At 73.2% G+C, this 23,348-nt stretch carries 20 protein-coding genes; 10 read left to right on the top strand and 10 right to left on the bottom strand.

Features of this window, described 5'->3' with window-relative positions; genetic code table 11:
• The first annotated feature begins 1 nt into the window (after position 1).
• Genes ACZ7KF_RS00500 through ACZ7KF_RS00490 form a run of 3 tightly spaced genes read left to right on the top strand, consistent with a single transcriptional unit; the run spans position 2 to position 4,058 of the window.
• The gene (locus tag ACZ7KF_RS00500) at positions 2-1,663 is read left to right on the top strand and encodes a vWA domain-containing protein (RefSeq protein WP_471067684.1); all 1,662 of its coding nucleotides are present in this window, start codon (positions 2-4) and stop codon (positions 1,661-1,663) included.
• A complete protein-coding gene (locus ACZ7KF_RS00495) occupies positions 1,660-2,739 on the top strand; it encodes a hypothetical protein (RefSeq protein ID WP_471067681.1) in 1,080 nt (359 codons plus the stop codon). Before ACZ7KF_RS00500 ends, ACZ7KF_RS00495 begins: the two co-directional genes overlap by 4 nt.
• Complete coding sequence (locus tag ACZ7KF_RS00490; protein WP_471067679.1) at positions 2,736-4,058, top strand: ABC transporter substrate-binding protein; 1,323 nt, start codon at positions 2,736-2,738, stop codon at positions 4,056-4,058. The genes ACZ7KF_RS00495 and ACZ7KF_RS00490 overlap by 4 nt, the downstream gene beginning before the upstream one ends.
• A gap of 53 nt (positions 4,059-4,111) precedes the next feature.
• On the opposite strand, the gene ACZ7KF_RS00485 is transcribed toward ACZ7KF_RS00490, so the two are convergent.
• Positions 4,112-4,954 (bottom strand): patatin-like phospholipase family protein, encoded by an 843-nt coding sequence (locus tag ACZ7KF_RS00485; protein WP_471067677.1) that lies wholly within the window; start codon positions 4,952-4,954, stop codon positions 4,112-4,114.
• A gap of 137 nt (positions 4,955-5,091) precedes the next feature.
• On the opposite strand from ACZ7KF_RS00485, the gene ACZ7KF_RS00480 reads away from it, so the two are divergent.
• The gene (locus ACZ7KF_RS00480; protein WP_471067674.1) at positions 5,092-5,304 is read left to right on the top strand and encodes a DNA glycosylase AlkZ-like family protein; all 213 of its coding nucleotides are present in this window, start codon (positions 5,092-5,094) and stop codon (positions 5,302-5,304) included.
• 179 nt (positions 5,305-5,483) lie between these two features.
• Here ACZ7KF_RS00480 and ACZ7KF_RS00475 read toward each other — a convergent pair whose 3' ends face one another.
• From ACZ7KF_RS00475 to ACZ7KF_RS00465, 3 genes are all read right to left on the bottom strand, one after another.
• Complete coding sequence (locus ACZ7KF_RS00475; protein WP_471067671.1) at positions 5,484-6,275, bottom strand: S1 family peptidase; 792 nt, start codon at positions 6,273-6,275, stop codon at positions 5,484-5,486.
• Positions 6,276-6,482: 207 nt separating this feature from the next.
• Positions 6,483-9,413 (bottom strand): helix-turn-helix transcriptional regulator, encoded by a 2,931-nt coding sequence (locus ACZ7KF_RS00470; protein WP_471067668.1) that lies wholly within the window; start codon positions 9,411-9,413, stop codon positions 6,483-6,485.
• Between the two features lie 153 nt (positions 9,414-9,566).
• On the bottom strand, positions 9,567-10,397 hold the full coding sequence (locus ACZ7KF_RS00465) for a helix-turn-helix transcriptional regulator (RefSeq protein ID WP_471067665.1): 831 nt from the start codon (positions 10,395-10,397) through the stop codon (positions 9,567-9,569).
• A 229-nt stretch (positions 10,398-10,626) separates the two neighbouring features.
• Between ACZ7KF_RS00465 and ACZ7KF_RS00460 the strand changes: the two genes are divergently transcribed.
• Positions 10,627-12,300, top strand: a complete 1,674-nt coding sequence (locus ACZ7KF_RS00460; protein WP_471067662.1) for an AMP-binding protein — start codon at positions 10,627-10,629, stop codon at positions 12,298-12,300.
• Complete coding sequence (locus ACZ7KF_RS00455) at positions 12,297-13,889, top strand: AMP-binding protein (RefSeq protein WP_471067660.1); 1,593 nt, start codon at positions 12,297-12,299, stop codon at positions 13,887-13,889. The genes ACZ7KF_RS00460 and ACZ7KF_RS00455 overlap by 4 nt, the downstream gene beginning before the upstream one ends.
• A gap of 147 nt (positions 13,890-14,036) precedes the next feature.
• Here ACZ7KF_RS00455 and ACZ7KF_RS00450 read toward each other — a convergent pair whose 3' ends face one another.
• The gene (locus ACZ7KF_RS00450) at positions 14,037-14,831 is read right to left on the bottom strand and encodes a hypothetical protein (protein WP_471067659.1); all 795 of its coding nucleotides are present in this window, start codon (positions 14,829-14,831) and stop codon (positions 14,037-14,039) included.
• Positions 14,832-15,076: 245 nt separating this feature from the next.
• On the opposite strand from ACZ7KF_RS00450, the gene gcl reads away from it, so the two are divergent.
• Complete coding sequence (gcl, locus tag ACZ7KF_RS00445; protein ID WP_471067656.1) at positions 15,077-16,864, top strand: glyoxylate carboligase; 1,788 nt, start codon at positions 15,077-15,079, stop codon at positions 16,862-16,864.
• Between the two features lie 84 nt (positions 16,865-16,948).
• Here gcl and ACZ7KF_RS00440 read toward each other — a convergent pair whose 3' ends face one another.
• The 5 genes from ACZ7KF_RS00440 to ACZ7KF_RS00420 form a co-directional block, all read right to left on the bottom strand.
• A complete protein-coding gene (locus tag ACZ7KF_RS00440; RefSeq protein WP_471067654.1) occupies positions 16,949-17,629 on the bottom strand; it encodes a DUF2207 domain-containing protein in 681 nt (226 codons plus the stop codon).
• Between the two features lie 159 nt (positions 17,630-17,788).
• Positions 17,789-18,022: a hypothetical protein gene (locus tag ACZ7KF_RS00435; RefSeq protein WP_471067651.1), complete on the bottom strand. Its 234-nt coding sequence runs from the start codon at positions 18,020-18,022 to the stop codon at positions 17,789-17,791.
• A gap of 407 nt (positions 18,023-18,429) precedes the next feature.
• Complete coding sequence (locus tag ACZ7KF_RS00430; RefSeq protein WP_471067648.1) at positions 18,430-19,893, bottom strand: catalase; 1,464 nt, start codon at positions 19,891-19,893, stop codon at positions 18,430-18,432.
• A gap of 173 nt (positions 19,894-20,066) precedes the next feature.
• Positions 20,067-20,957 (bottom strand): 2-hydroxy-3-oxopropionate reductase, encoded by an 891-nt coding sequence (locus tag ACZ7KF_RS00425; RefSeq protein WP_471067646.1) that lies wholly within the window; start codon positions 20,955-20,957, stop codon positions 20,067-20,069.
• A gap of 41 nt (positions 20,958-20,998) precedes the next feature.
• Complete coding sequence (locus ACZ7KF_RS00420) at positions 20,999-21,838, bottom strand: TIM barrel protein (RefSeq protein WP_471067643.1); 840 nt, start codon at positions 21,836-21,838, stop codon at positions 20,999-21,001.
• 148 nt (positions 21,839-21,986) lie between these two features.
• Here ACZ7KF_RS00420 and ACZ7KF_RS00415 point away from each other — a divergent pair, with 148 nt between their 5' ends.
• From ACZ7KF_RS00415 to uraD, 3 genes are all read left to right on the top strand, one after another.
• Positions 21,987-22,250, top strand: coding sequence for a YkoF family thiamine-binding protein (locus tag ACZ7KF_RS00415; protein WP_471067641.1), 264 nt, complete (start codon positions 21,987-21,989; stop codon positions 22,248-22,250).
• Positions 22,251-22,297: 47 nt separating this feature from the next.
• Positions 22,298-22,609 carry a helix-turn-helix domain-containing protein gene (locus ACZ7KF_RS00410; RefSeq protein ID WP_471069546.1) on the top strand — a complete coding sequence of 104 codons (312 nt, stop codon included), beginning with the start codon at positions 22,298-22,300 and terminating at the stop codon, positions 22,607-22,609.
• Positions 22,610-22,832: 223 nt separating this feature from the next.
• Entirely contained in the window at positions 22,833-23,345 is a 513-nt protein-coding gene (gene uraD / locus ACZ7KF_RS00405; RefSeq protein WP_471067638.1) for a 2-oxo-4-hydroxy-4-carboxy-5-ureidoimidazoline decarboxylase, read from the top strand.
• Positions 23,346-23,348 lie beyond the last annotated feature (3 nt).

The following is a 23,348-nucleotide window of genomic DNA, read 5'->3' as shown; positions in this document are numbered from 1 at the left end:
GATGACCGTGGCCGAGGAGACCGAGGTGACCCTCGCGGTCGGCCAGCAGAAGGAGCTGCCCGCCGTGCCGGACACGGCCGGGCACCGCCCGGACCGGGAGATGCACGCCATCCTGGAGATCGGCGTCAGGAGCCCGGGCGGCGCGGAACGCACCGGCGCGCCCGCACCCGGCACCGGTCCCGCGCTCGCCGAGGTGCTCATCGTCGACACCTCCCGCTCGATGCTCCACCCGGCCGCGAAGCTGCACGCGGCCAAGGACGCCACCGTGGCGGCGGTGCGGATGCTGCCCGACGGCACCGCCTTCGCCGTCCTCTCCGGGCGGTTCGACGCCACCGTGGTCCATCCCGGGCCCGGCCGTCAGGTGCTCGCCGTCGCCGGCCCCGGCGAACGCGAGGCCGCCGAGCGAGCCGTACGGATCCTGGACGCCGACGGCGGCACCGCCGTCGGCGCCTGGCTCGACCTCGCCCGGCGGCTGCTCAAGGACCAGCCCGCGCCCGTCCGCCACGTCCTGCTGCTCACCGACGGACGCAACGAGCACGACGACCGCTCCGACCGGCCGCTGGACACCGTCCTCGACGCCTGCGCCGGCCGGTTCGTCTGCGACGCCTGGGGCATCGGCGACGACTGGGACGCCGAACTGCTGCTGCGCATCACCCGACGGCTCGACGGCCGCGCCCGAGCCGTCCGCGCCGAGTCCGAACTGGCCGCGGCCTACGAGGAGCTGGTGGCCGGACTGCTCGGTACGGCGGTGCCCGAACTGCGTGTCCGGATCACTCCCACCCCCGGCACGGTGATCCGCCAGGTCAAGCAGGTGGTGCCGAACGAGCAGGAGCTGTCACCCGTCCCGGCCGGCCCCGGCGGGCGCGGCGCGGAGTACGTCACCCGCGCCTGGGGCGACGAGGTACGGCACTTCCAGGTCGTGCTGAGCGCCGACCCCACCGGCCGCGAGACCGGCGAGGACCTCCAGCTGGCCGCCGTGGAGATCGCCGTACCCGACACCCGGCGGCCGGTACGGCTGCCCGCGCCGCAGCCCGTCCTGGTGCGCTGGACCGACAACCCGCTCGACGCCTCCCGGCAGCATCCGGGAGTCCGCCGGCACGAGCTGTACCAGCAGGCGAGCGCTGCCGTCGCGCAGGCCTACCGGGCCTGGCTGCGGGGTACGGAAGGCCGCGACACGGCCGACCGCGCCCTCGCCCGCGCGCTGGCGCTCGCCGGTGAACTGGGCGACGCCCAGCTGCTCCGGGCGCTTCGGCTGATCGAGGCGGCGCCGGGCTCCGGCCGGGTCCGGTCCGGACTCAAGGACGTCGACTGGCAGCACCTGATCCTCTCCAGCGCCCTGACGACCCCGCCGGAACCCCCGGCGCCCGCACCGGCGGCGGGACCGGGCGGAGCGGGCACCGCCGCGCGGGCCGGAGGCGGGGCTCCCGCTCCGCCCGCGGCCGACACCGCCACCCCACCCGATGCCGCCGCCCCACCCCCTGCCGCCCCGCCCCGTGCCGCCACACCGCCCGACACCGCAGGCCCGCCCGACGTCTCCGGTTCCGCCGTGCCCGTCCGCCCCGACGGGCTCGTCGAATGCCCCGACTGCAAGTGGCTCGGCCCGGCCGACTCGGTCTACTGCGGGGGCGACTGCGGGCGCCTGCTGCGCGGGACGCCCGCATGAACGCCGGCCGAGGCACGACGCCCCGCGCGGGCGACGGCAGCGGCACCACCACCCCGGCACAGCCGCGGGTGCGCCCGGCCGGCCGGCGCACACCCGGCCCGGCCGCCCGCCGCCTCGCCGCACCGCTCGCCCGGCTCACCGGCGCCGGGCCGCGGCCACCGGCGGACGGCAGCACCACCGCCCACGAACTCGCCGTCCGCCGCCGCCTGCTGCTGGCCCTGTCGGCCCTGCTCACGCTGTCCTTGTTCCTGTCGTACCAGGGCGTGCACGCCGACGCGAACCCGCTGCGCACCTCCAGCGCCCCGGCCGTGCTGTCGCTCGACACCGCGCTGTACGCACTCGGCGAGGCCCAGCAGGACGCCGGAGCGCCGGCCCCGACCAGCGACTTCCAGAAGCAGATCTCGGTCGCCGCGCAGAGCCTCGCCGCCGCGGCGGCCGACGACGACATCGGCCGGCCGGCGGGCCGGCAGGCCCTGCAGACGGTCGCCGGGCTGATCACCGTCTACGCCGTCAAGGTCCAGCAGTCCCAACTCCAGCCCGACGGCAGCGTGCTGCGCGAGGCCTACCTCAGCTACGCCACCAGCATCCTGACCGAGAAGCGCTCCGGGATACAGGCCCGCCTGAAGGGCCTGCAACGAAAGCAGCGCGCCGCCGTGGAGCGGCAGACCTCGTTCGGCCCGCTGCTGTGGACCGCCTGGAGCGCGACCGTGCTGCTGACCCTCGCCCTCGGCGCGGCGCTGCTGGAGACCCAGCGCTTCCTGCGCCACCGCTTCCGGCGCCGCTACAACCGCCGGCTCATCGCCGCGACCGTCCTGTTGCTCGCCGGGATCGCCGTCACCGTGCTGTTCACCGTCTGGACCCAGCAGGGGATGGCGGACACCCGGGCCCTGCTCGACCGCCCGCTGTCCGGGCGGCTCATCCCCGACGCGGGGCGGCGCACCGCCTCGTACCTGGCGCACACCGGCTTCCGCGCGGCGGCGGCGGTGTGGATCCTGATAGGAGGCGTCCTGCTCATGGCACTGGCCGAGACGGGCCTGCGACGGCACATCGACGACTACCGGTTCAGGCCCCGGTGAGCGCGCACCCCGGCGGGCCCGCCACGGCCGCCCCCGGCACCTCTTCCCGGCCCGGCCGCCGCCTGGTCCGCACCGTCACCGTGGTGGCGAGCTGTCTGGCCGTCCTGGCGGCGGCTCTCGTGGCGGGCGTACGCGCCCTCGGGCAGGAGCCGACCGTCACCCTGCTGGCCAACTGGACCGGCGACGACGAGACGAACTTCCGGGAGGCGGTCATCGCGCCCTTCGAGCGGAAGTACCACATCAACGTCGACTACCAGGGCAGCAACGCCGAGAGCCAGGTGCTCGGCGCCGACGTGGAGGCCGGGACGCCACCCGACGTGGTGGTGCTCACCGGCCCCGGCGAACTCGCCCAGTACGCCCGGCAGAAGCACCTCCTGCCGCTCGACGGCCTGGTGGATCGCGCGGACTTCGGCAAGTCCTGGGCCACACCGCTGGCGGACGGGCACGTGTACTGGTTCCCGCTCAAGGCCGACCTGAAGAGCATCGTCTGGTACCCGGCCGACGTCGGGAAGCGGCAGCGCGAACAGGCGGTGCGCCGGCCGGCCGCGTGGTGCGTCGGCATGGGCTCCGGCGCCACCAGCGGCTGGCCCGGCACCGACTGGATCGAGGACATCCTGCTCCAGCGGTACGGCCCCGGCGTCTACCAGCAGTGGGCGGGCGGCAAGCTGCCCTGGCACTCCAAGCAGGTGAAGGCGGCGTGGACCGCCTGGGGCGACCTCGTCGGCGCCGGGGGCGACCCCGGCCTGGTGCGGCGGACCCTGAAGACCCCGTACGAGGCCGCGTCGCAGCCCGTCGCCCGGTCCCCGCGGGGCTGCACGCTGGAACACCAGGCGTCGTTCATCCGCAACCGGCCCGTGTGGCAGGACGCCGACGGCCGCTACGAGTCCTCCGCCCGGCTGATCTTCGGGGCTGCCGGTCCCCGCGCGTGGGAGGTCTCCGGAGACCTGGTGGCCCTGCTGCACGCCACCCCGGAGGCGAAGAAGCTGATCCGCCATCTCGCCTCCGCCGACACCCAGCGCGCCTGGAGCGAGCAGGAGTCCGGCTTCTCCGTCCACGCGGGCGTCCGGCCCGCCGCCCCCGGTGACGCCGGTTCGGCCTGGCACCGCTCGCTCGCGCTCGCTCTCCGCGACGAGCGGGCGGTGCACTGCTTCGACGCCTCCGACGCGATGCCGCCCGCGGTACGCGACGCGTTCGCCGAGGCGACGATCGAGTTCCTCGCCCACCCCCGCCACCTGGACGCCCTGCTGCGCTCCCTGGACACCCTCAGCCGGACCCGGGACCAGACCTGGCTGCCGTCGGTGTGCGACCGCTCGCCGTGAACCCCTGGCGCGCGGCGCCGTACGCCCGGCCCCCCCCGGACGGGGCGGCAGGCTCAGCCGCGTCCCCAGGGGAGCGTGAGCGCCCGCCCCTGCGCCCGGCCCGCCTCCGCGGCGGGCCGGCGGGTGTCCGGGTCCAGCGGATTGTCGCCGATCGCCGCGGCCGACGCCTCGTCGGGAGCGACCACGACGACCTCGGCGCCCCGGGCGCGCAACTCCGCCACGGTCTGCTCCAGCGGCTGCTCGCTGGGGAACGGCTCGACGGCGCCCAGCGGCACCAGCACCAGCACCCGGTCGGCACCGGCGGCGAGGTCGACGTTGGCGATCGACCGCACCCCGCCGTCCACGTACCGGCGGTCGCCGATCGTCACCGGCGGCCACACGCCCGGCACGGCACAGCTCGCCGCGACGGCGTCCACCAGGGGCACCCCGGAGGACCGGTCGAAGACGCGGGGCTCACCGCTCGCCGCGTCCACCGCGACGACCTTCAGGGCCCGTTCCGGCCACCCGTGGGCGGGCAGCCGCGAGGCGATCACCGCGCGCCGCTCCGGCTCGGACACCGTCCGCGCCGCGAGCGCCACCTGACCGACCGCCCGCCGCAAGTCCGCGACGGAGGCGGCGGATTCCATGGCGGCACCGATCTCCGCGGCGAACTTCTCCAGGTCCATCTCGGCCCTGATCTCGGCGCTCTGCAACGCGGGGTCCGTCTGCCGCGCGTACAGCTCCTCCAGGCTCAGCCCGCTGCCCACCTGGGCCGCCACGGTGGACCCGGCGGAGGTCCCCACGAGCAGACCGGCCCCCGTCACGTCCTGCCCGGCGTCGCGGAGTCCCGCCAGCAGCCCCGTGAGCCAGGCGATCCCGCCCACGCCACCGCCACCCAGCACCAACGCCCCGTTCATACGGACCCCTTCCGTCACGTCCTTGATCCCTGCGTACGACACCGGACGGGCCCGCGCGCATTCCCCGCCGCCGGACCGTGGTGCCGACGAGGGCCGGTACGAAGAGGGTGGCCGCCTGCGAGGAGATCCGGGGCCGTGTGGGCCGTGCACCAGCCCATCGCACCCTGCTGGTCGACGGCTTCCTGGCCGGTCTGTGGAAGCTGGAACCCGACGCCCTGGTCGTCGAAGTCTTCGGTGAGCTGACGAAGGCCCGGCGGGAGGAGGTGGCCGCGGAGGGGGAGCGGATGCTGCGCGTGCCGCACCCGGGGGCGTCGTACGCCATCCGGTTCGGGGAGGTGCCGCGGCGGTGAGACCCGGCGGCGCGGAGTGCACGGCGGGGCGCCTCGTCGCCGCCGGCGGGCGGTGCGGGCGTGCGTGGGCCGCGGTCCGGCGCGAGCCGGGCATTGGATAGGGGGCGTTGCGGGCCGCTCGTGGTGGCTCGCAACGCCCCCTGGCAATCACCCGAGGGGTGCTCGGGAAATCTTCCGGGTTACGAGTTGACCTGCGTGGTCACCAGGTTCGAGAAGGTGGTCAGCCGGGTGTAGACACCCGGGTAACCGGCCTCCGCGCACCCCTCGCCCCAAGAAGTGATCCCTGCCAGGACGCCCCCGATGAGCAGGGGACCGCCGCTGTCGCCCTGGCAGGTGTCTACGCCGCCGGATGTGTATCCGGCGCACACCATGTCGGACTGGACGAAGTCCGATCCGTAGGAGGAACGGCAGCTGGAGTCGGACACGATCGGCACGGTCGCGGTCCGCAGCTGGTTGGAGGAGCTGCCGTTCTCCGAGGTGGTCCCCCAGCCGAGGATCCGGGCCGTGGTGCCGGCCGCGTAGACGCTCGTCTGGGAGGAGGAGACGTACGACGCCGTGGTGTACGGCATCGACGTCGAAAGGGTCAGCACGGCCACGTCGTCGCCGTTGGTGGCGTCCGAGTAGTCCGGGTTGATCCAGATCTTGCTGACCCGGCTCACCGTGCCGTTGGTGCCGTTCAGATACGTCCGGCCGCCGACGACGCGGACGCTGCTCGTGGTCTCGCCGACCATGCAGTGCGCCGCGGTCACGACCTTCTTGGGCGCCACCAGGGTGCCGCCGCAGAACTGGTTCTGGGACGCGTCCGTGATCTGCATCATGAACGGGTACGCGGTCGTCGTGGTCGTCGTACCGCCGACGATGGGCTGAGGGGCGGCGTTCGCCGTGGGGGAGGCGAGCAGCGCGGTCGCCGCGGCGGCGGCGGTGGCCACCAGGGTCGCGGCGGTCTTTCTGGCACGTCTGAGCCCGAACATGAGTCTCCTCAGTGGGGGTTGCACCGGTGGGGGGTCGCGCGGGTGTGGGGGTTCTGCATGGGGGTCGCGGGACCGACCCCCATGTGCCCGGGCGAGCGGCACGCCCTTTACGCTAGGACCCGGAACCCTCGGCTCCCAATGAGGGAACCCCCTAAGGGGTTGGGTGAGGGAAAACCCTCGGTCCGGTTCAGTTAACCGGCCGTGTTCTCACTTCGCGCGGCGAGCCGCCGCCAATCGGACGATGTCGACGCGCGATCGGATCCCCAGCTTGCGGTAGACCCGGGTCAGCGTCGCCTCCACCGTCTTCACGCTGATGAACAGCCGGGCCGCGATCTCCCGGTTGGTGGCGCCCTCCATGACGAGTGCGGCGACCTGACGCTCCATCGCGGCCAGCGCGTCCAGGGCGCCCAGGGTGTCCGGCACGGCGGGCGCCGGTTCCGGCTCGCGGACGGTACGGGCCTCGTCCACCTGGCGCAGCCAGGGCAGCGCCCGGCAGCGCCGGAACATGCGGGTGGCCTCGTCGAAGGCCGCCGCGGCCGTGCCTTTCCGGGCGTCCGAGGTGCCGAAGCCCGTGGCCGGATACCGGCCGTGCTCGGGCCTGCGGGCCTCCGTGCGCTCGGTCTCCTGCCACGGACGGGCCCCTTCGGCCGGGCGCCGGCCCCGCAGCCGGGCCAGCGCGAACGCGGCCCGCGCCTCCTCCAGGCCGTAGCCGAGCTTGCCGAGGCGGTCCTGAGCGGACGTCAGCTGGGCGACGGCCGCCTCCAGGTCTCCCTGGGCGGCGCGCACCAGGGCCTCGGACCGGTCGAGCACGGCCAGCACGCTCTCCCGGCCGAGCCGCAGGGCGTGCTCGCGGCTGACGTCGATGACGTCCTGCGCCTCGGCGGGTTCACCGATCCGGACGAGCGCCTCGGCGAGGTCGCCGTGCCAGCGGCCGCGGGCCGGGTCGGTGATGCCGAGCGCCAGCTCCAGGCTGCGCACCCGGCGCAGCGAGCGCACGGTGCCCGCCGGGTCCCCGGCCACCAGCTGGGCGTATCCGAGGGCGCCCAGCGCACGGGAGAGGTACATCTGGTCGCCGTCCTCCTCGGCGTGCTCCACCGCCTCCCGGGCCAGCGCCAGCGCCCGGTCCACGTCGCCGCCGGATGCCTCCGCGAGCGAGGTGAGCATCGCCGAGGCGGTCTCGCCGATCCCGGAGTCCCGGGCCAGCCGCAGGCTGTCCTGGGCCAGGTCGAGGGCGCGCCCGCAGTGCCCGGCCCGCAGTTCGGTCTCGGCGAGGCCGCGCAGGAAGTGCACCTCGCTCTCCACCGAACCGCGCCGGCGGACCTCGCGCAGCAGCGCGGTGACGGTGGCCCGGGCCTCGGCCAGCTGGTCGCCCATGACCAGCCAGCGGAACCGGGCGCTGCCCGCGCCGTTGTGATGGCAGGCGACCCGGGGGTCCTGAGGTTCCTTCAGGGCCCGTTTGATGGTGCGGGGTGCCTCCGGATGGCCCATCAGGGTCTCGGTCTGGGCCTGGAAGGCGAGGGCGAGCAGCTCGGTGCGCCGCTCCCGGCCGCGGGCGGCCAGCTCGGCGGCGTGCGCGGCGGCCTCCCGGGCCTCGGTGAAGTCGCCCTCCACGATCAGTGCCCGCCAGGCCAGCTGGTAGTGGACGAGGGCCAGCAGCCGGGGGTCGTCGCCGGCGTCGGCGAGGGCCTGCGGGAAGACGGCGTCGACCTCGGCCATGGTGTGCCCGGCGGTGTCGATCACGATGATCCAGGCCCGTACCCGGTCGGCGGGCACGGTCGCCCGGGTCAGCACCTCGCGGGCGATGTCCCGGGCCAGGTCGACCTCGCCGGCGGTGATGGCGTCCTCGGCGGCGGTGAGCCGGCGCTCCTCCTGGCTCGGGGTGCCGTCGGCGGGGGTGTGCCGGGCGGCGAGCAGCCCCAGTTGAGCGGCGACCGACGGCGCTCCGCGGTCCCGGGCGAGGGCCGCGGCCTCGGCGAGCCGGGCGGCGACCTCGGGGTCGGTGCCGGTGGTGGCCAGCGCCAGGTGCCGGGCCCGTTCTATCGGGTCGGAGGCGGCGGTGGACAGCGCGGCGTGGGCGGCCCGCCGTTCGTGCGCGGGGGCCTCCGCGTACAGGGCGGCCGAGATCAGCGGGTGCGCGAACCGTACGGCCGGGGCGTCGGGCTCGGTGGCCAGCAGCCCGAGTTCGGCGGCCTGGGCGCACTCGGCCTCGGCGTTGTCCCGGCCGGCCGCGAGCAGCAGCGCCGGGGTGGGGCGGGCCCCCGCGCTGGCCACCAGGAGGGTGCGGCGGGCCTCCACGGACAGCATGTCGAGGCGGCTGAGGACCAGGGCGCGCAGCGAGGTCGGTACCGGCAGCGGCTCGCCGGGCCGGGGCGGGGTGGGGTTCTCGGCGAGGGCGCGGCCGAGTTCCAGGGCGAACAACGGGTTGCCGCCGCTGGTGCGGTGGATCTCGCGGACGGTGGAGCGGGTCAGGGCGCCGTGGCCGCGGTGGTCGAGCAGCTGGGCGACCTGGGTGCGGGTCAGCGGGCCCAGCCGGACCGCGCGGGTGTCCGGCGGGCAGGCGCGCAGGTGGCGGTCGTACTCCTGGCTCTCCTGTCCCTCGGTGCGGACCGCGCACAGCAGTTGTACGGGGGTGCCCTCCAGGCGGCGGGCGGCGAAGCCGAGGAGTTCGGCGCTGGCCGGGTCCAGCCACTGCAGGTCGTCGGCGACGACCAGGACCGGGCCGTGGGCGGCGAGCGCGCGCAGCGCGGAGAGCACCGCGAGGCGCAGGGCGAGGCCGTCGCGTTGCAGGCTGGACTCGCCGCGACCGGTGAGCGCGGACTCCAGGGCGGTGCGCTGGGCGGCGGGCAGCCGGGGGGAGACCTCGTCGAGGACCAGGCCGAGGAGGTCGGCGAGGGCGAGGAAGGGGAGATGGGATTCGGACTCCGTCGCCGAGCAGCGCAAGACGGTGCGCGCGGTGGCGCCGTATTCCTCGGCCAATGCCCGCAGGACGGTGGACTTTCCTATTCCCGCGGGGCCGTGGAGCAGCACACTGCCCCCGGAGGCGAGTTGCCCGCGGGCGCCGGCGGACAGCTCCTCGCGGCCGATGACCAGGTCGGGGCGGCACCTTGCAGGCTCCTGGAAGTCCCGTCGCACGGTCACCGCTCCCCTCGTGTGTCGTGTCCGGGCCAAATTCTAGGCAACGATCCTTGAAATTCGGACGGAAGCCGTGGTGAGGGAAATAACAAACGGTCAAGCATAAGTAAATTCAAAGCGGCGCTGAATGAATGGGCAGGTTTCCTCGCCGCCTTCGGGTCACGGCAGCAGCCCCGCCCTCCGGGCCGCGGTCACCGCCTCCCCTCGCGTGTGCGCGCCCAGCTTCCGCATCGCCGAGCGCAGATAGCCCTTGACCGTCTCCGGGCGCAGGCCGAGCCGTTCGGCCACCGCCGCGTTGGTGGCCCCTGCCGCCACCCAGGACAGCACGTCCAGCTCGCGTGGCGCCAGGGTCACGCCCTCGGCTCGCGGCGGTGCGGTCAGCAGACCGCACGCGGCCAGCAGTTCCGCCCGCACGCGAGGGTCGCCGATCCGGGGGGCCAGCGCCCGCAGCGCCGCATGCGCCTCGCGCACCTGCTCCCAGGCCGCACCCCGATCGGGGCCGGTCCGCTCCGGCCGGGCCGCCGCCAGCAGCCCCCGCGCCTCGTCCCGCACCACCAGCACCTGCTCCACGTCCCGGGCCACCGCCATCGCCGCGGCCAGCGTGCGGTCGCCGAGCGGCTGGGCCGAGCGCAGCGCTCCGTACAGCACCCCGCGCACCCGGCGCCGCACCACGACCGGCACCGCGAGCACCGACCGGATGCCCTCGGCGGCCACCGGTACGTCGTACTCGTGGCTGATCTGCCGGGAGCTGGAGTAGTCCGGGACCGCGCAGGGCCGGGCCAGTGCCACCGCCTTGCCGCCGAGCCCGTTGCCGGAGGTCACCGCGAGGGAGCGCAGGGCCGCCGTGGTGGTGCCGCTCAGCTCGCTGATGCGGATCTGCGGCCTGCCCGACTCCACCAGGCCGCCGAAGGCGACGGGGAGCCCCGTCAGGCGTCGCAGCCGGGCCAGCGCGCCGCCGATCTCCACCGCCCCCACCGCGTCTGCCGTCACCTTTCCGCCCCTTCGGCCGCCCACACCCCCGTTCGGGGGTAGTGAGACCTGCATCACGGATTAGACGATGCCAGAGAGCCGCCCGGCAATGGTCCGGAACACGGGAGTGAACCGAGGGCACGCCGGCGGCGAGGACGCGAGCGCGCCCCGGGGGGCGAGCACGGTCGCGGACTCGCCACCGGCCGGGAGCGCCCGCAGGGGAACGACCAGACGAGCAGGGGAGACGCTGATGACCACGGCGACGGATGCCTTCAGGAGCGCACGGGACTTCCTGCTGGAGCATCGCGAGGACTATGCCACCGCCTACGAGGGCTTCCGCTGGCCCCGGCCCGACCACTTCAACTGGGCGCTGGACTGGTTCGACGTGATCGCCGCCGGCAACGACCGCACGGCGCTGCACATCGTCGAGGAGGACGGCTCCGAGATCCGGCTGTCCTTCGCCGAGCTGGCGGAACGCTCCACCCGGGTGGCCCGGTGGCTGCGCGAGCGCGGGGTCGCCGCCGAGGACCGCATCCTCGTCATGCTCGGCAACCAGGCCGAGCTGTGGGAGACCGCGCTGGCGGCGATGAAGCTGCGCGCGGTGGTCATCCCGGCCACCCCGCTGCTCGGCCCGGCCGACCTGGCCGACCGGGTGGACCGGGGCCGGGTGAAGCATGTGATCGTGCGGGCCGAGGACACCGCCAAGTTCGCCGACGTGCCCGGCACCTACACCCGGATCTCCGTCGGCGGCCTGCCGGAGGAGGGCTGGGAGCCGTACGAGGACGCGTACGTGGCCCCCGCCGACTTCGTCCCCGACGGCCCGACCCTGGCCGACGACCCGCTGATGCTCTACTTCACCTCGGGGACGACCGCCCGCCCCAAGCTGGTCGAGCACACCCACACCTCGTACCCCATCGGGCACCTGTCCACCATGTACTGGGTCGGTCTCGCACCGGGCGACGTGCACCTGAACATCTCCTCGCCCGGCTGGGCCAAGCACGCCTGGTCCAACCTGTTCGCGCCGTGGAACGCGGAGGCGACCGTCTTCATCTTCAACTACACCCGCTTCGACGCGACCCGGCTGATGGCCGAGATGGACCGGGCCAAGGTCACCACCTTCTGCGCCCCGCCGACCGTGTGGCGCATGCTGATCCAGGCCGACCTCGGCCGGCTGGGCACCCCGCCCCGGGAGGCCGTGGCCGCCGGCGAGCCGCTCAACCCCGAGGTCATCGAACAGGTCCGGCGCGCCTGGGGCGTGACCATCAGGGACGGCTTCGGGCAGACCGAGACCGCCGTGCAGGTCTCCAACAGCCCCGGCCAGCCGCTGAAGACCGGCTCCATGGGGCGTCCCAGCCCCGGCTTCCGGGTGGAACTCCTCGACCCCGTCTCCGGAGCGCCCGGCGCCGAGGAGGGCGAGATCGCCCTCGATCTCTCCGAGTGCCCGGTCGGCCTGATGACCGGGTATCACGGTGACCCCGACCGCACGGCGGAGGTCATGGCGGGCGGCTACTACCGGACGGGTGATATCGCGTCCAGGGACGAAGAGGGGTATCTCACCTATATCGGCCGGAGCGACGATGTGTTCAAGGCCTCCGACTACAAGGTGAGTCCGTTCGAGCTGGAGAGCGCGCTGCTGGAGCACGAGGCGGTGGCCGAGGCGGCCGTCGTGCCCGCCCCGGACGAGCTGCGGCTCGCCGTGCCGAAGGCCTACGTCGTCCTCGCCGAGGGCTGGACGCCGGGACCCGACACCGCGAAGGTGCTCTTCGAGCACTCCCGGGAAGTGCTCGCTCCGTACAAGCGCATCCGCAGGCTGGAGTTCGGCGCCCTGCCCAAGACCGTCTCCGGCAAGATCCGCCGGATCGAGCTGCGCGAGGCCACGGCCGCCGGCTCGCGTGACGAGTACCGCGAGGAGGACTTCCGGTGACCGCGCAGCAGTCCTACACGCACGGGACGAGTCCGACCGTCCTGCTCGGCGACACCATCGGCGCCAGCCTGGACCGGGCCGTGGCGGCCTGGCCGGACCGGGAGGCCCTGGTCGACGTGGAGTCGGGGCGGCGCTGGACGTACGCCGAGTTCGGCGCGGCGGTCGAGGAGCTGGCGCGGGCCCTGATGGCCAGTGGGATCGCCAAGGGGGACCGGGTGGGCATCTGGGCGGTCAACTGCCCGGAGTGGGTCCTGGTCCAGTACGCCACCGCCCGCATCGGCGCGATCATGGTCAACATCAACCCGGCGTACCGCACCCACGAGGTCGAGTACGTCCTCCAGCAGGCCGGCGTCCGCCTCCTCGTCGCCTCGCTCCGCCACAAGACCAGCGACTACCGTGCGATGGCCGAGCAGGTGCGGGGCAAGTGCCCCGAGCTGCGCGAGGTCGTGTACCTCGGCGACCCGAGCTGGGAGGCGCTGCTCGGACGGGCGGCCCCGGACGTCTCCTACCCGGAGCTGTCCTGCGACGACCCCATCAACATCCAGTACACCTCGGGCACGACCGGCTTCCCGAAGGGCGCCACCCTCTCCCACCACAACATCCTCAACAACGGTTACTTCGTGGGGGAGTCGATCGCCTACACCGAGCGCGACCGGATCTGCATCCCGGTGCCCTTCTACCACTGCTTCGGCATGGTCATGGGCAACCTGGCGGCCACCTCGCACGGCGCCTGCATGGTCATCCCGGCCCCGTCCTTCGACCCGAGGGCCACGCTGGAGGCGGTGCAGCAGGAGCGGTGCACGTCCCTGTACGGCGTCCCGACCATGTTCATCGCCGAGCTGAACCTCCCCGACTTCGCCTCCTACGACCTCTCCAGCCTGCGCACCGGCATCATGGCGGGCTCGCCCTGCCCGGTGGAGGTGATGAAGCGGGTGGTGGCCGAGATGCACATGGAGCAGGTCTCCATCTGCTACGGCATGACGGAGACGTCACCGGTGTCGTTGCAGACACGGATCGAGGACGACCTGGAGCACCGCACCGCCACGGTCGGCCGCGTCCTGCCCCACCTGGAGGTCAAGGTCGTCGACCCGGCCACCGGCGTCACCCGGCCGCGCGGCACGGCGGGCGAGCTGTGCACCCGCGGCTACAGCGTGATGCTCGGCTACTGGGACGAGCCGGAGAAGACGGCCGAGGTGATCGACGCGGGCCGCTGGATGCACACCGGGGACCTCGCGGTGATGCGCGAGGACGGCTACGTCGAGATCGTCGGCCGGATCAAGGACATGATCATCCGGGGCGGCGAGAACATCTACCCGCGCGAGGTCGAGGAGTTCCTCTACGCCCACCCGAAGATCCGGGACGTCCAGGTCGTCGGGGTGCCGCACGAGCGGTACGGCGAGGAGGTCCTCGCCTGCGTCATCCCGCGCGACCCCGCCGACCCGCTCACGCTGGAGGAGGTGCGGGACTTCTGCGCGGGCCGGCTCGCGCACTACAAGATCCCCAGTCGGCTGCGGATCCTCGACTCCTTCCCGATGACGGTGTCGGGGAAGGTGCGCAAGGTGGAACTGCGGGAGAAGTACGGGGTGTGAAACGCCCGCGAACGAGCATGCGCTGAGTGTTCCACGGCGCTCCCCGGGTGAGCGCGCCGTCGGCGGCGTACTCGCCCCGGGGGGCGTCGGGACTGTCCGGCCGGCGGCCGCGCCCGGGGTGCCGCGCCGGCCGCGTCCGCGGGAGGGTCAGGCCCGCCCGTCCCGCGCCCGCCTCCCCGGGACCGGCGCCCCCGTGACGTGCAGGGTCTCGGCCGGGTCGTTCACCGGCTGCGGCACTCCCGCCAGGTCCAGCACGAACAACGGGATCCCGAGCGTGTCCGCACCGGACCGGGCGGCGTCGGTGTAGCCGGCGAGGGAGAAGTACACGCATCCGGCGCTCTCGGTCATCGCCGTCAGCCACAGGCACTCCACGTCCCGCGGCGCGGCCGGGCGCACGCCGGGGTCCACCTGGGCGAGCAGTCCGCGGGCGGCGAGCCCGATGCCGTTCGGGGGCCGCTGGTCGGCCCGGCGGATGCCCTGGTAGCCGAGCCAGCGCAAGTAGAGCGCGGCGGTGGTGACGGCGTCGCGGGCGGTGCGGATGCTGCGGGGCCGGAACGGAGGCCGGTGCCCGGCCGGCCGGGGTGCGTCACCGGGTTCCCGGGTGCCGCCGTCGGCCGGTGGGTGGCCGGCGGCCCGTGCCGGCGGACCGTCGCCCTGCGCCGCCGCCGGGCCGCCGGAGGGCGCCGCCGCCACCGGAACGCGCAGGACCGTGCCGCACGGGCAGCCCAGCTCCGGTCGGGGCCAGTGGTTGTGGCGCCCGCAGGCCGCGCACGGCACGGTGAGCCACTCCTCCTCCCAGGCGCGGTGCGCCGCCACGGCCGGCTCGGCCGCCGGATCCAGCGGCGGGGCGGCCGGCGTCCCGCAGACGCAGGGATAGGCCGGCGCGGTGTAGACGTGCGCGCGCCGGCAGATCGGACAGCGCACCGGAACGCTCTCGGGCATGGCCCACTCCAAGGCGTCGCGTCGGGACGGCGCTCCCCATGGTGCTCCTCCCCGGACGCTCCTGTCCGGCGCTTGCCGGTGTCCGGACCGCTCTTGACGACCTCCGCCCACTTCCCTACATTGCTTCCAGATAGTAGAAGTTGAGTTCCGCAATACGGAAATGCGGAGATCGATCATCTGGAGACTGTGCTCACCGCGGGGCGCGACGGGAGTACGCATCCGAGAAGCCGAAGCAGGAGTACTCGATGGCTCGTATGACCGCTGCCCGCGCGGCAGTTGAGATCCTCAAGCGCGAGGGCGTCACCGACGCCTTCGGTGTGCCGGGCGCGGCGATCAACCCGTTCTACAAGGCACTCAAAGAGGGTGGCGGCATCAGCCACACCCTCGCCCGCCACGTCGAGGGCGCCTCGCACATGGCCGAGGGCTACACCCGCACCCGGCCGGGCAACATCGGCGTCTGCATCGGCACCTCCGGCCCGGCCGGCACGGACATGATCACCGGTCTGTACTCCGCCATCGGCGACTCCGTCCCGATCCTGTGCATCACCGGGCAGGCGCCCACGAACGTCATCCACAAGGAGGACTTCCAGGCCGTCGACATCGCCTCGATCGCCAAGCCGGTCACCAAGATGGCGGTGACCGTCCTGGAGGCCGCGCAGGTCCCCGGCGTCTTCCAGCAGGCCTTCCACCTGATGCGCTCCAGCCGCCCCGGCCCGGTCCTGATCGACCTGCCGATTGACGTCCAGCTCACCGAGATCGAGTTCGACCCGGAGACGTACGAGCCGCTGCCGGTCTACAAGCCGACCGCGACCCGTGCCCAGATCGAGAAGGCCCTCTCCTTCCTCCTGGAGTCCGAGCGCCCGGTCATCGTCGCCGGCGGCGGCGTCATCGGCGCCGACGCCTCCGACCTGCTGGTCGAGTTCGCCGAGCTGACCCAGACCCCGGTCGTGCCGACCCTGATGGGCTGGGGCACCCTGCCCGACGACCACGACCTCAACGCCGGCATGGTCGGCGTCCAGACCTCGCACCGCTACGGCAACGCGAACTTCCTGGAGTCCGACTTCGTCCTCGGCATCGGCAACCGCTGGGCCAACCGCCACACCGGCTACAAGCTCGACGTCTACCGCCAGGGCCGCAAGTTCGTCCACGTCGACATCGAGCCCACCCAGATCGGCAAGATCTTCCCGCCGGACTACGGGGTGGTCTCCGACGCCAAGGCCGCCCTGGAGCTGTTCGTCGAGGTCGCCAAGGAACTGAAGGCCGAGGGCAGACTGCCCGACCGGGCCGGCTGGGTCGCCTCCACCCAGGAGCGCAAGGCCACCCTGCTGCGCCGCACGCACTTCGACAACGTGCCGATGAAGCCGCAGCGCGTGTACGAGGAGATGAACAAGGCCTTCGGCCCCGAGACCCGGTACGTCACCACGATCGGCCTCTCCCAGATCGCCGGCGCGCAGATGCTGCACGTCTACCAGCCGCGCCACTGGATCAACTGCGGCCAGGCCGGCCCGCTCGGCTGGACCATCCCGGCCGCGATCGGCGTCGCCAAGGCCGACCCGGACTCCCCGGTGGTCGCGCTCTCCGGCGACTACGACTTCCAGTTCATGATCGAGGAGCTGGCGGTCGCCGCCCAGCACCGGATCCCGTACGTGCACGTCCTGGTCAACAACGCCTACCTGGGCCTGATCCGCCAGGCGCAGATCGGTCTGGACATCAACTTCCAGGTGAACCTGGAGTTCGAGAACATCAACACGCCCGAGATCGGCGTGTACGGCGTCGACCACGTCAAGGTCGCCGAGGGCCTGGGCTGCAAGGCGATCCGGGTCACCGAGCCGGACCAGCTGGGCGCCGCCTTCGAGCAGGCGAAGAAGCTGGCCGCCGAGTACCGGGTGCCGGTCGTCGTCGAGGCGATCCTGGAGCGGATCACCAACATCTCGATGAGCCGCACCATGGACATCAGCGACATCAGCGAGTTCGAGGACCTGGCCACCGAGCCCGGCCACGCGCCGACGTCGATCAGGACGCTGAAGGTCTGACAGACCTCCGGCGAGCAGGGGCGGCCCGTCCAGGGGAGACGGGCCGCCCCTGCGGCATGCCCACCCCGCGGGCCCGGCCGTCCCTCAGTCGAACCCGCCGCCTCCGCATCCGCCCCCGTGGTCGTGGCCCCCGTGGCCGTGCCCCCCGTGCGCACCACCACCGTGACCGTGACCGTCGCCGTCCCAGCCGGCCGGGTCCGAGTCGTCGTACAGGCGGCGGAGATCGTCGCCCCGGCCGAACGGGAAGCGCCCCTCGTCCGCGAGCGCGCCCCGGCCGGTGAGCCCGGCCTCGCGGGCGAAGCGCGGCACGAGGACGGTCAGGGCCCGCTCGCCGTACAGCGCGACGGCGAGCAGCATCTCCGCCTCCGGCAGGCCGTCGGGCGCCTCGGGGAGCGGGCGGCGCTCACGCAGCTCCGCCAGCTCGCGGCGGGCGGCGCGGGTACGGCCGGGCGGCAGTGCGCGCAGCAGCCCCTGAGCCGCCAGCTCGGAGCGCATCCGGGCCAGCGCCCGCCGCACCACCGCGCGGCCGGGCAGCTCCCGCGGTCCGGCGGGCCGGTAGAGGCCGGTGCGGACCGCCTTCTCCAGCGGGTGCCGGACGGCCTCGGCGCCGCCCGTGGCGGCCTTGCGCAGCGTGCCCGGCCGGCCCGCCTCGACCGCGCCGCGCAGATGCAGTCCGAGCACGGCCACGGTCACGGCGGCGCGGTCGCCCCCGCGCAGCAGCGCGACCGCGCACGGATCCAGTGGAACAGACGTCGTACGGCCCATGGGACACCCCCCGGTGCCGGGCCCGCCGCCCCGTGCCGACGGGCCCCGTGTGCCCCTGATGTGCCCGCTCGCCGGGGCGTCGAAGCCTGGGCCGCGCTGTTCAGAGGTCGATGTGAGGGTTGCGTAGCCCGGCTACGGCCCCTGCCGTACGCGTCGCCGCTACAGCTCGTGCTCCGACAGGCCGGGCCAGTCGTCCGGGCCGCCGCCCTGCCATTCGATCAGGTCGTTCTCCTCCACCTCGATGCGGTCCAGGTCCGCCAGCCGCAGGATCTCCACGACGTCGTCCAGATGCGAGGCGATCCCCAGCGTCACGTCCCCCTCGGTGACCCGCCGGGAGCCGTCCAGGGCCGGGGAGTGGACCACGATGTGCGGGTGGTGCGTCGGATTGCCCATGGCATCAGCGTCCTGCGGAAGCGCCCGGTGCGCACGCCGGAGCCGGAACAGCGCGGAGCGCCCCCCTGGCCAGGGGGGCGCTCCGGTGTCACGTGGTGGCCGTCCGACGGCGCGAGGCTGGGCGCGACAGGTCGTTCGCGCCGCCGGACGGGGCGGGTGGCCCCGCGAAGGGGGCTGGGTGGGACCGCGGTGGATGCGACGGAGCCGGGAGCCCTTCCCTCTGGTCGAGAAGGGCACTCGGATCCTTCACCACCGCACTGGCTCGCATGCCGCCGCGGTCCTCGCCCTGCCCGCGCTCTCCGTCCGCCGGCCACCCCTCATCCGGGCCGCCGGGCGTGCTGCGCGGGCCGCGTGCGGAGATCGTGACCTCCCGTCAGATCCCGTACGCTGCTCGTGGTTCCCGGTGCTCAGTCCTCGCGCAGGGCGTGGACCGCCTCCTCCACGCGCCTGCCGTACTCGGGGTCGGCGGCGTGGAAGTGGGCCAGGTTCTTCTCGATCACGTCGTCGCGGGAGACCTGCGAGAGGCTGCCGGCGATGTTCGCGACCAGGCGGGACTTCTCCTCCTCCGACATCAGCCGGTACAGCTCGCCGGCCTGGAAGAAGTCGTCGTCCTTGGCGTGGAGCGGAGCCGCGTGGGTGCCCGTGTGGCCGGCCACCGCCAGCGGGGACGACAGCGGGCGGCCGGTCTCCGCCGGGCCGTCGTAGGAGTTCGGCTCGTAGTTCTTGGCGCCGCGGCCCTGGCCGTTGACCGCCATGAGGCCGTCGCGGCCGTAGTTCCGGGCGCCGCCCGGGACCGCCTTCGGGGCGTTCACGGCGAGCAGGGTGTGGTTGACGCCCAGGCGGTAGCGGTGGGCGTCCGCGTAGGCGAACAGGCGGCCCTGGAGCATCTTGTCCGGGGACGGGCCGATGCCGGGCACGAAGTTGTTCGGGGAGAACGCGGCCTGCTCGACCTCGGCGAACACGTTGTCCGGGTTGCGGTCGAGGACCAGGCGCCCCACCCGCTGGAGCGGGTAGTCCTGGTGCGGCCACACCTTGGTCAGGTCGAACGGGTTGAAGCGGTAGTCCGCCGCCTCGGCCGCCGGCATGATCTGGACGTACAGGGTCCAGGACGGGTGCACACCCCGCTCGATCGCCTGGAGCAGGTCGGTCTGGTGCGAGTTGGCGTCCTTGCCCGCCAGTTCCTGCGCCTGCTCGGTGGACAGGCTGCGGACGCCCTGGTTCGTCTTGAAGTGGTACTTGACGAAGAAGGCCTCGCCCTGGGCGTTCGTCCACTGGTAGGTGTGCGAGCCGTAGCCGTTCATGTGCCGGTACGACGCCGGGATGCCGCGGTCGCCCATCAGCCAGGTCACCTGGTGCGTGGCCTCGGGGGCGTGCGCCCAGAAGTCCCAGACGTTGTCCGGCTCCTGCTTGCCGGTGAACGGGTCCCGCTTCTGCGAGTGGATGAAGTCGGGGAACTTGATGGGGTCCTTGATGAAGAACACCGGGGTGTTGTTGCCGACGAGGTCGTAGTTGCCCTCCTCGGTGTAGAACTTCACCGCGAAGCCACGCGGGTCACGGACGGCGTCCGCGCCGCCGAGGGAGTCGGCGACCGTGGAGAAGCGCAGGAACACCTCGGTGCGCTTGCCGACCGTGCCGAGGAAGGCGGCGTGGGTGTAGCCGGTGACGTCGTCCGTCACCTCGAAGTGGCCGTACGCGCCGGAGCCACGGGCGTGCACCACACGCTCCGGGATCCGCTCGCGGTTGAAGCGCGCGAGCTTCTCCAGGAGGTGCTGGTCCTGGATCAGGAGCGGGCCGCCGACGCCGGCGGAGGCGGAGTTCTGGTTGTCGGCGACCGGTGCGCCGGACTCTGTCGTGAGCACGCGCTTCGACATCGTGGACCTTCCGTGCGGGAGTCAGCGGAAACCTGTTTCCGCTTTGTGGAGCCTAGGAGGGGGGTGTTCTGAGCGTCAACAGTTTGTTGAAGTAGATTCCGGGCCGCGACGCCGCCTGGGCGCGACAGGACAGGTGTCGGCGGCGCCGCGACCCGGAAGTCCGGGGAGGGCCGTCAGACCTGGGCGCCGGACAGGCGCTCCACGGCCCGCAGCAGGGCCGAGTGGTCCAGGCCGCCGTCGCCCTGGGCGCGCAGCGACGCCACCAGCTGGGCGACCACGGCGCCCACCGGCAGGGCCGCGCCGACGTTGCGGGCGGCGTCGGTGACGATGCCCATGTCCTTGTGGTGCAGGTCGATGCGGAAGCCCGGCTTGAAGTCGCGGTCGAGGAAGTTGTCCTTCTTCCGCGTCAGCACGGTCGAGCCGGCGAGGCCGCCGTTGAGGACGTCCAGCGCGGCCCTCAGATCCACGCCCGACTTCTCCAGGAAGACCACGGCCTCGGCGCACGCCTGGATGTTCACCGCGACGATCAGCTGGTTGGCGGCCTTCACGGTCTGGCCCGAGCCGTGCGGACCGCACAGCACGATGGTCTTGCCCAGGGCGTCGAAGAGCGGCTTCGCCTGGTCGAAGTCGGCCTGCTCACCACCGACCATGATCGACAGTACGGCCTCGACGGCGCCGGCCTCGCCACCGGACACCGGGGCGTCCAGCACGCGGATGCCCTTGTCCTTGGCGGCGGCGGCCAGATCCACGGAGGTCTGCGGGGTGATCGAGGACATGTCGATCAGCAGGGCGCCCTGCCTGGCGTTCTCCAGGATGCCGTCCGGGCCGTAGGCGATGGCCTCGACCTGCGGGGACGCGGGCACCATGGTGATCACCACGTCGGCGTCGCGCACGGCCTCGGCGATGGAGGAGGCGGCCGTGCCGCCGGCGGCGGTCAGCCGGTCCAGCTTCTCCTGCTCCAGGGTGAAGCCGGTGACCTGGTAACCCGCCTTGATCAGGTTCTCGGACATGGGGGAGCCCATGATGCCGAGGCCGATCCAGGCGATCTTGGGGAGGTTGCTCATGGTTGGGGGTGCCTCTCTCACTGCTGTGCGAAGTCGGGGGGTCAGCGCGCGGTGCGCGCTTCGCGCGGGAGCCAGTCGAAGGCCTCGGCGCTCGGGCGGTCGCCCGGCTTGTACTCCAGGCCGACCCAGCCGTCGTAACCGGCCTTCCGCAGCTGGTCGAGCAGCTCTTCCAGCGGCAGCGAACCCGTTCCGGGGGCGCCGCGGCCGGGGTTGTCGGCGATCTGCACGTGCCCGGTCTTCGCCGCGTAGGTCTCGATGACCGCCGGCAGGTCCTCGCCGTTCATGGACAGGTGGTACAGGTCCATCAGGAACTTGGCGTTGCCGAGGCCCGTCGCCGCGTTCACCTTGTCGACGACCCCGACCGCGGCCGGCGCCGACACCAGCGGGTACAGCGGCGACTCGGGCTGGTTGAGGGCCTCGATCAGCAGGACCGCGCCGATCCGGTCGGCCGCGCGGGCGGCGAGGGTCAGGTTCTCCAGGGCGAGCGCGTCCTGCTCGGCCGGGTCCACGCCCTCGATCCGGTTGCCGTAGAGGGCGTTGAGGGCCGTGCAGCCGAGGGACCGCGCGAAGCCGGCGGCCACCTCGATGTTGGCGCGGAACCTCTCCGACTCCTCGCCGGGCACCGACAGGGCGCCGCGGTCCGGGCCGGGCAGCCGTCCGGCGTAGAAGTTCAGCCCGGTGAGCCGCACGCCCGCGTCCTCGATCGCCGTCTTCAGGGCGTCCAGCTCGGACCGGGGCGGGGTGGGGGAGTCGATCCAGGGCCACCACAGCTCGACCGCGGAGAAGCCCGCCGCGGCGGCGGCCGCGGGACGCTCCAGGAGCGGGAGTTCCGTGAAGAGGATCGACAGGTTGACGTTGAAGCGCTGGTCTGCGAATCCCATTCGGGCCGCGCTCCCTTCCGTGGTTGATATTCCGTATTACGGAAGTTCGTTTCTGCTTAACGGAAGATTGCCGCCGTGCGTCGCCGCTTGTCAAGGGGGGTGGGCCGCCGGCCGCCCGAAAAGACCTGCCGGGCGTTAGGTTGAGCGCGTGCGATTGAGAGTGGAGTTCACGACCGAACCCTTCGACCTGGACGAGGCGCCCGCGCACGCCCTGGTGGCGCGGGAGGTGATCGAGACGGCGGAGCTGGACGCCGTCGACGTCGGCCCCTTCGGCAACACGGCCGAGGGAAGTGCCGACCGTGTGCTCACCGCGGTGGACGCGCTGCTGCGCAAGTCCCTGGAGGCGGGTGCCACCCGGGTCTCGCTCCAGGTCAACGTGATCGGCGACGGGATCGGGGAGGGCGATAGGTGACCGGGGACGAGCCCTTCATCGCGGCGGTGAAGCCGCTGGTCGACGCCATGGGCGGGGCGATGCTCCCGCCGGACGAGGCGGGCCCCGAGGATGTCGTCCTCGCCTGGGAGGGAGTCGACGTCGTCGCCGTGCGCCTGCCCCAGCTCGCCGACTCGCTCGACCACATCCTCGCCGCCATGGAACGCAGACGGGGTCGGCCGCTGGCCGACCTGGACCGCAGGACCAAGCAGGAGATCGTGCGCACGCTGGAGGCGCGGGGCGCCTTCGCCGTACGGCACGGCGTGGAGACCGTGGCGAGCGCGCTCGGCGTCAGCCGCTTCACGGTCTACAACTACCTCAACCGGGAGAAGGGCGCGTAAACCCGCAGGGGGCACGGCCCGCCGGCGGAGTGCCTCGCCCCGCCGTCGCGCGTCCGTCGCGGCTGGTCGCGCGGCCCCCGCGCCCCCTCGCGACACGGCCGCCCTGGAGTCCGGCGGCTTGTTACGCGGAATTTTCAACAAAGTGTTGACGGGATGTTTCCGAGGGCGTTAGCTATCGGCAGCCCGTTCAGCACGACGGCCCATCGTGGCCACGGAGGCTCCCGTGACGTCGACTTCCACGCCCCCGGGCCTGGCCCGGTTCAACGATCTGGAGGAGCGTGCGGCCCTCGCCGCTCTCCACGAGGCGTGCGCCTCCACCGAGTGGGCCCGGCGACTGCTCGCCGCCCGCCCGTACGCCACCGCGGAGGACCTCTACACCGCCAGTGACGCCGCCATGGCCGAGCTGACCGGCGCGGACCTGGAGGAGGCGATGGCCGGGCACCCGCCGATCGGGCGCCCCAAGCCCGGCGACCCGACCTCCGCCCGCGAACAGCGCGGCATGGCCGGCGCCTCCGACCGGCTCAAGACGGAGATGCTCGAACTCAACCTGGCCTACCAGGAGAAGTTCGGCCATGTCTTCCTCATCTGCGCCACCGGCCGGACCGGCGAGCAGATGCGCGACGCGGTCAAGGAGCGGATCGGCAACGCGCCGGAGCAGGAGCGGGAGATCGTCCGCACCGAGCTGGGCAAGATCAACCGCATCCGACTGGCCCGACTCGTCGAAGAGGACGCCTGACAC

This window comes from Streptomyces sp. NPDC038200 (assembly GCF_055600785.1).
The sequence above is the reverse complement of the archived record's forward strand: the minus strand, read 5'-3'. Positions and strand labels throughout refer to the sequence as shown.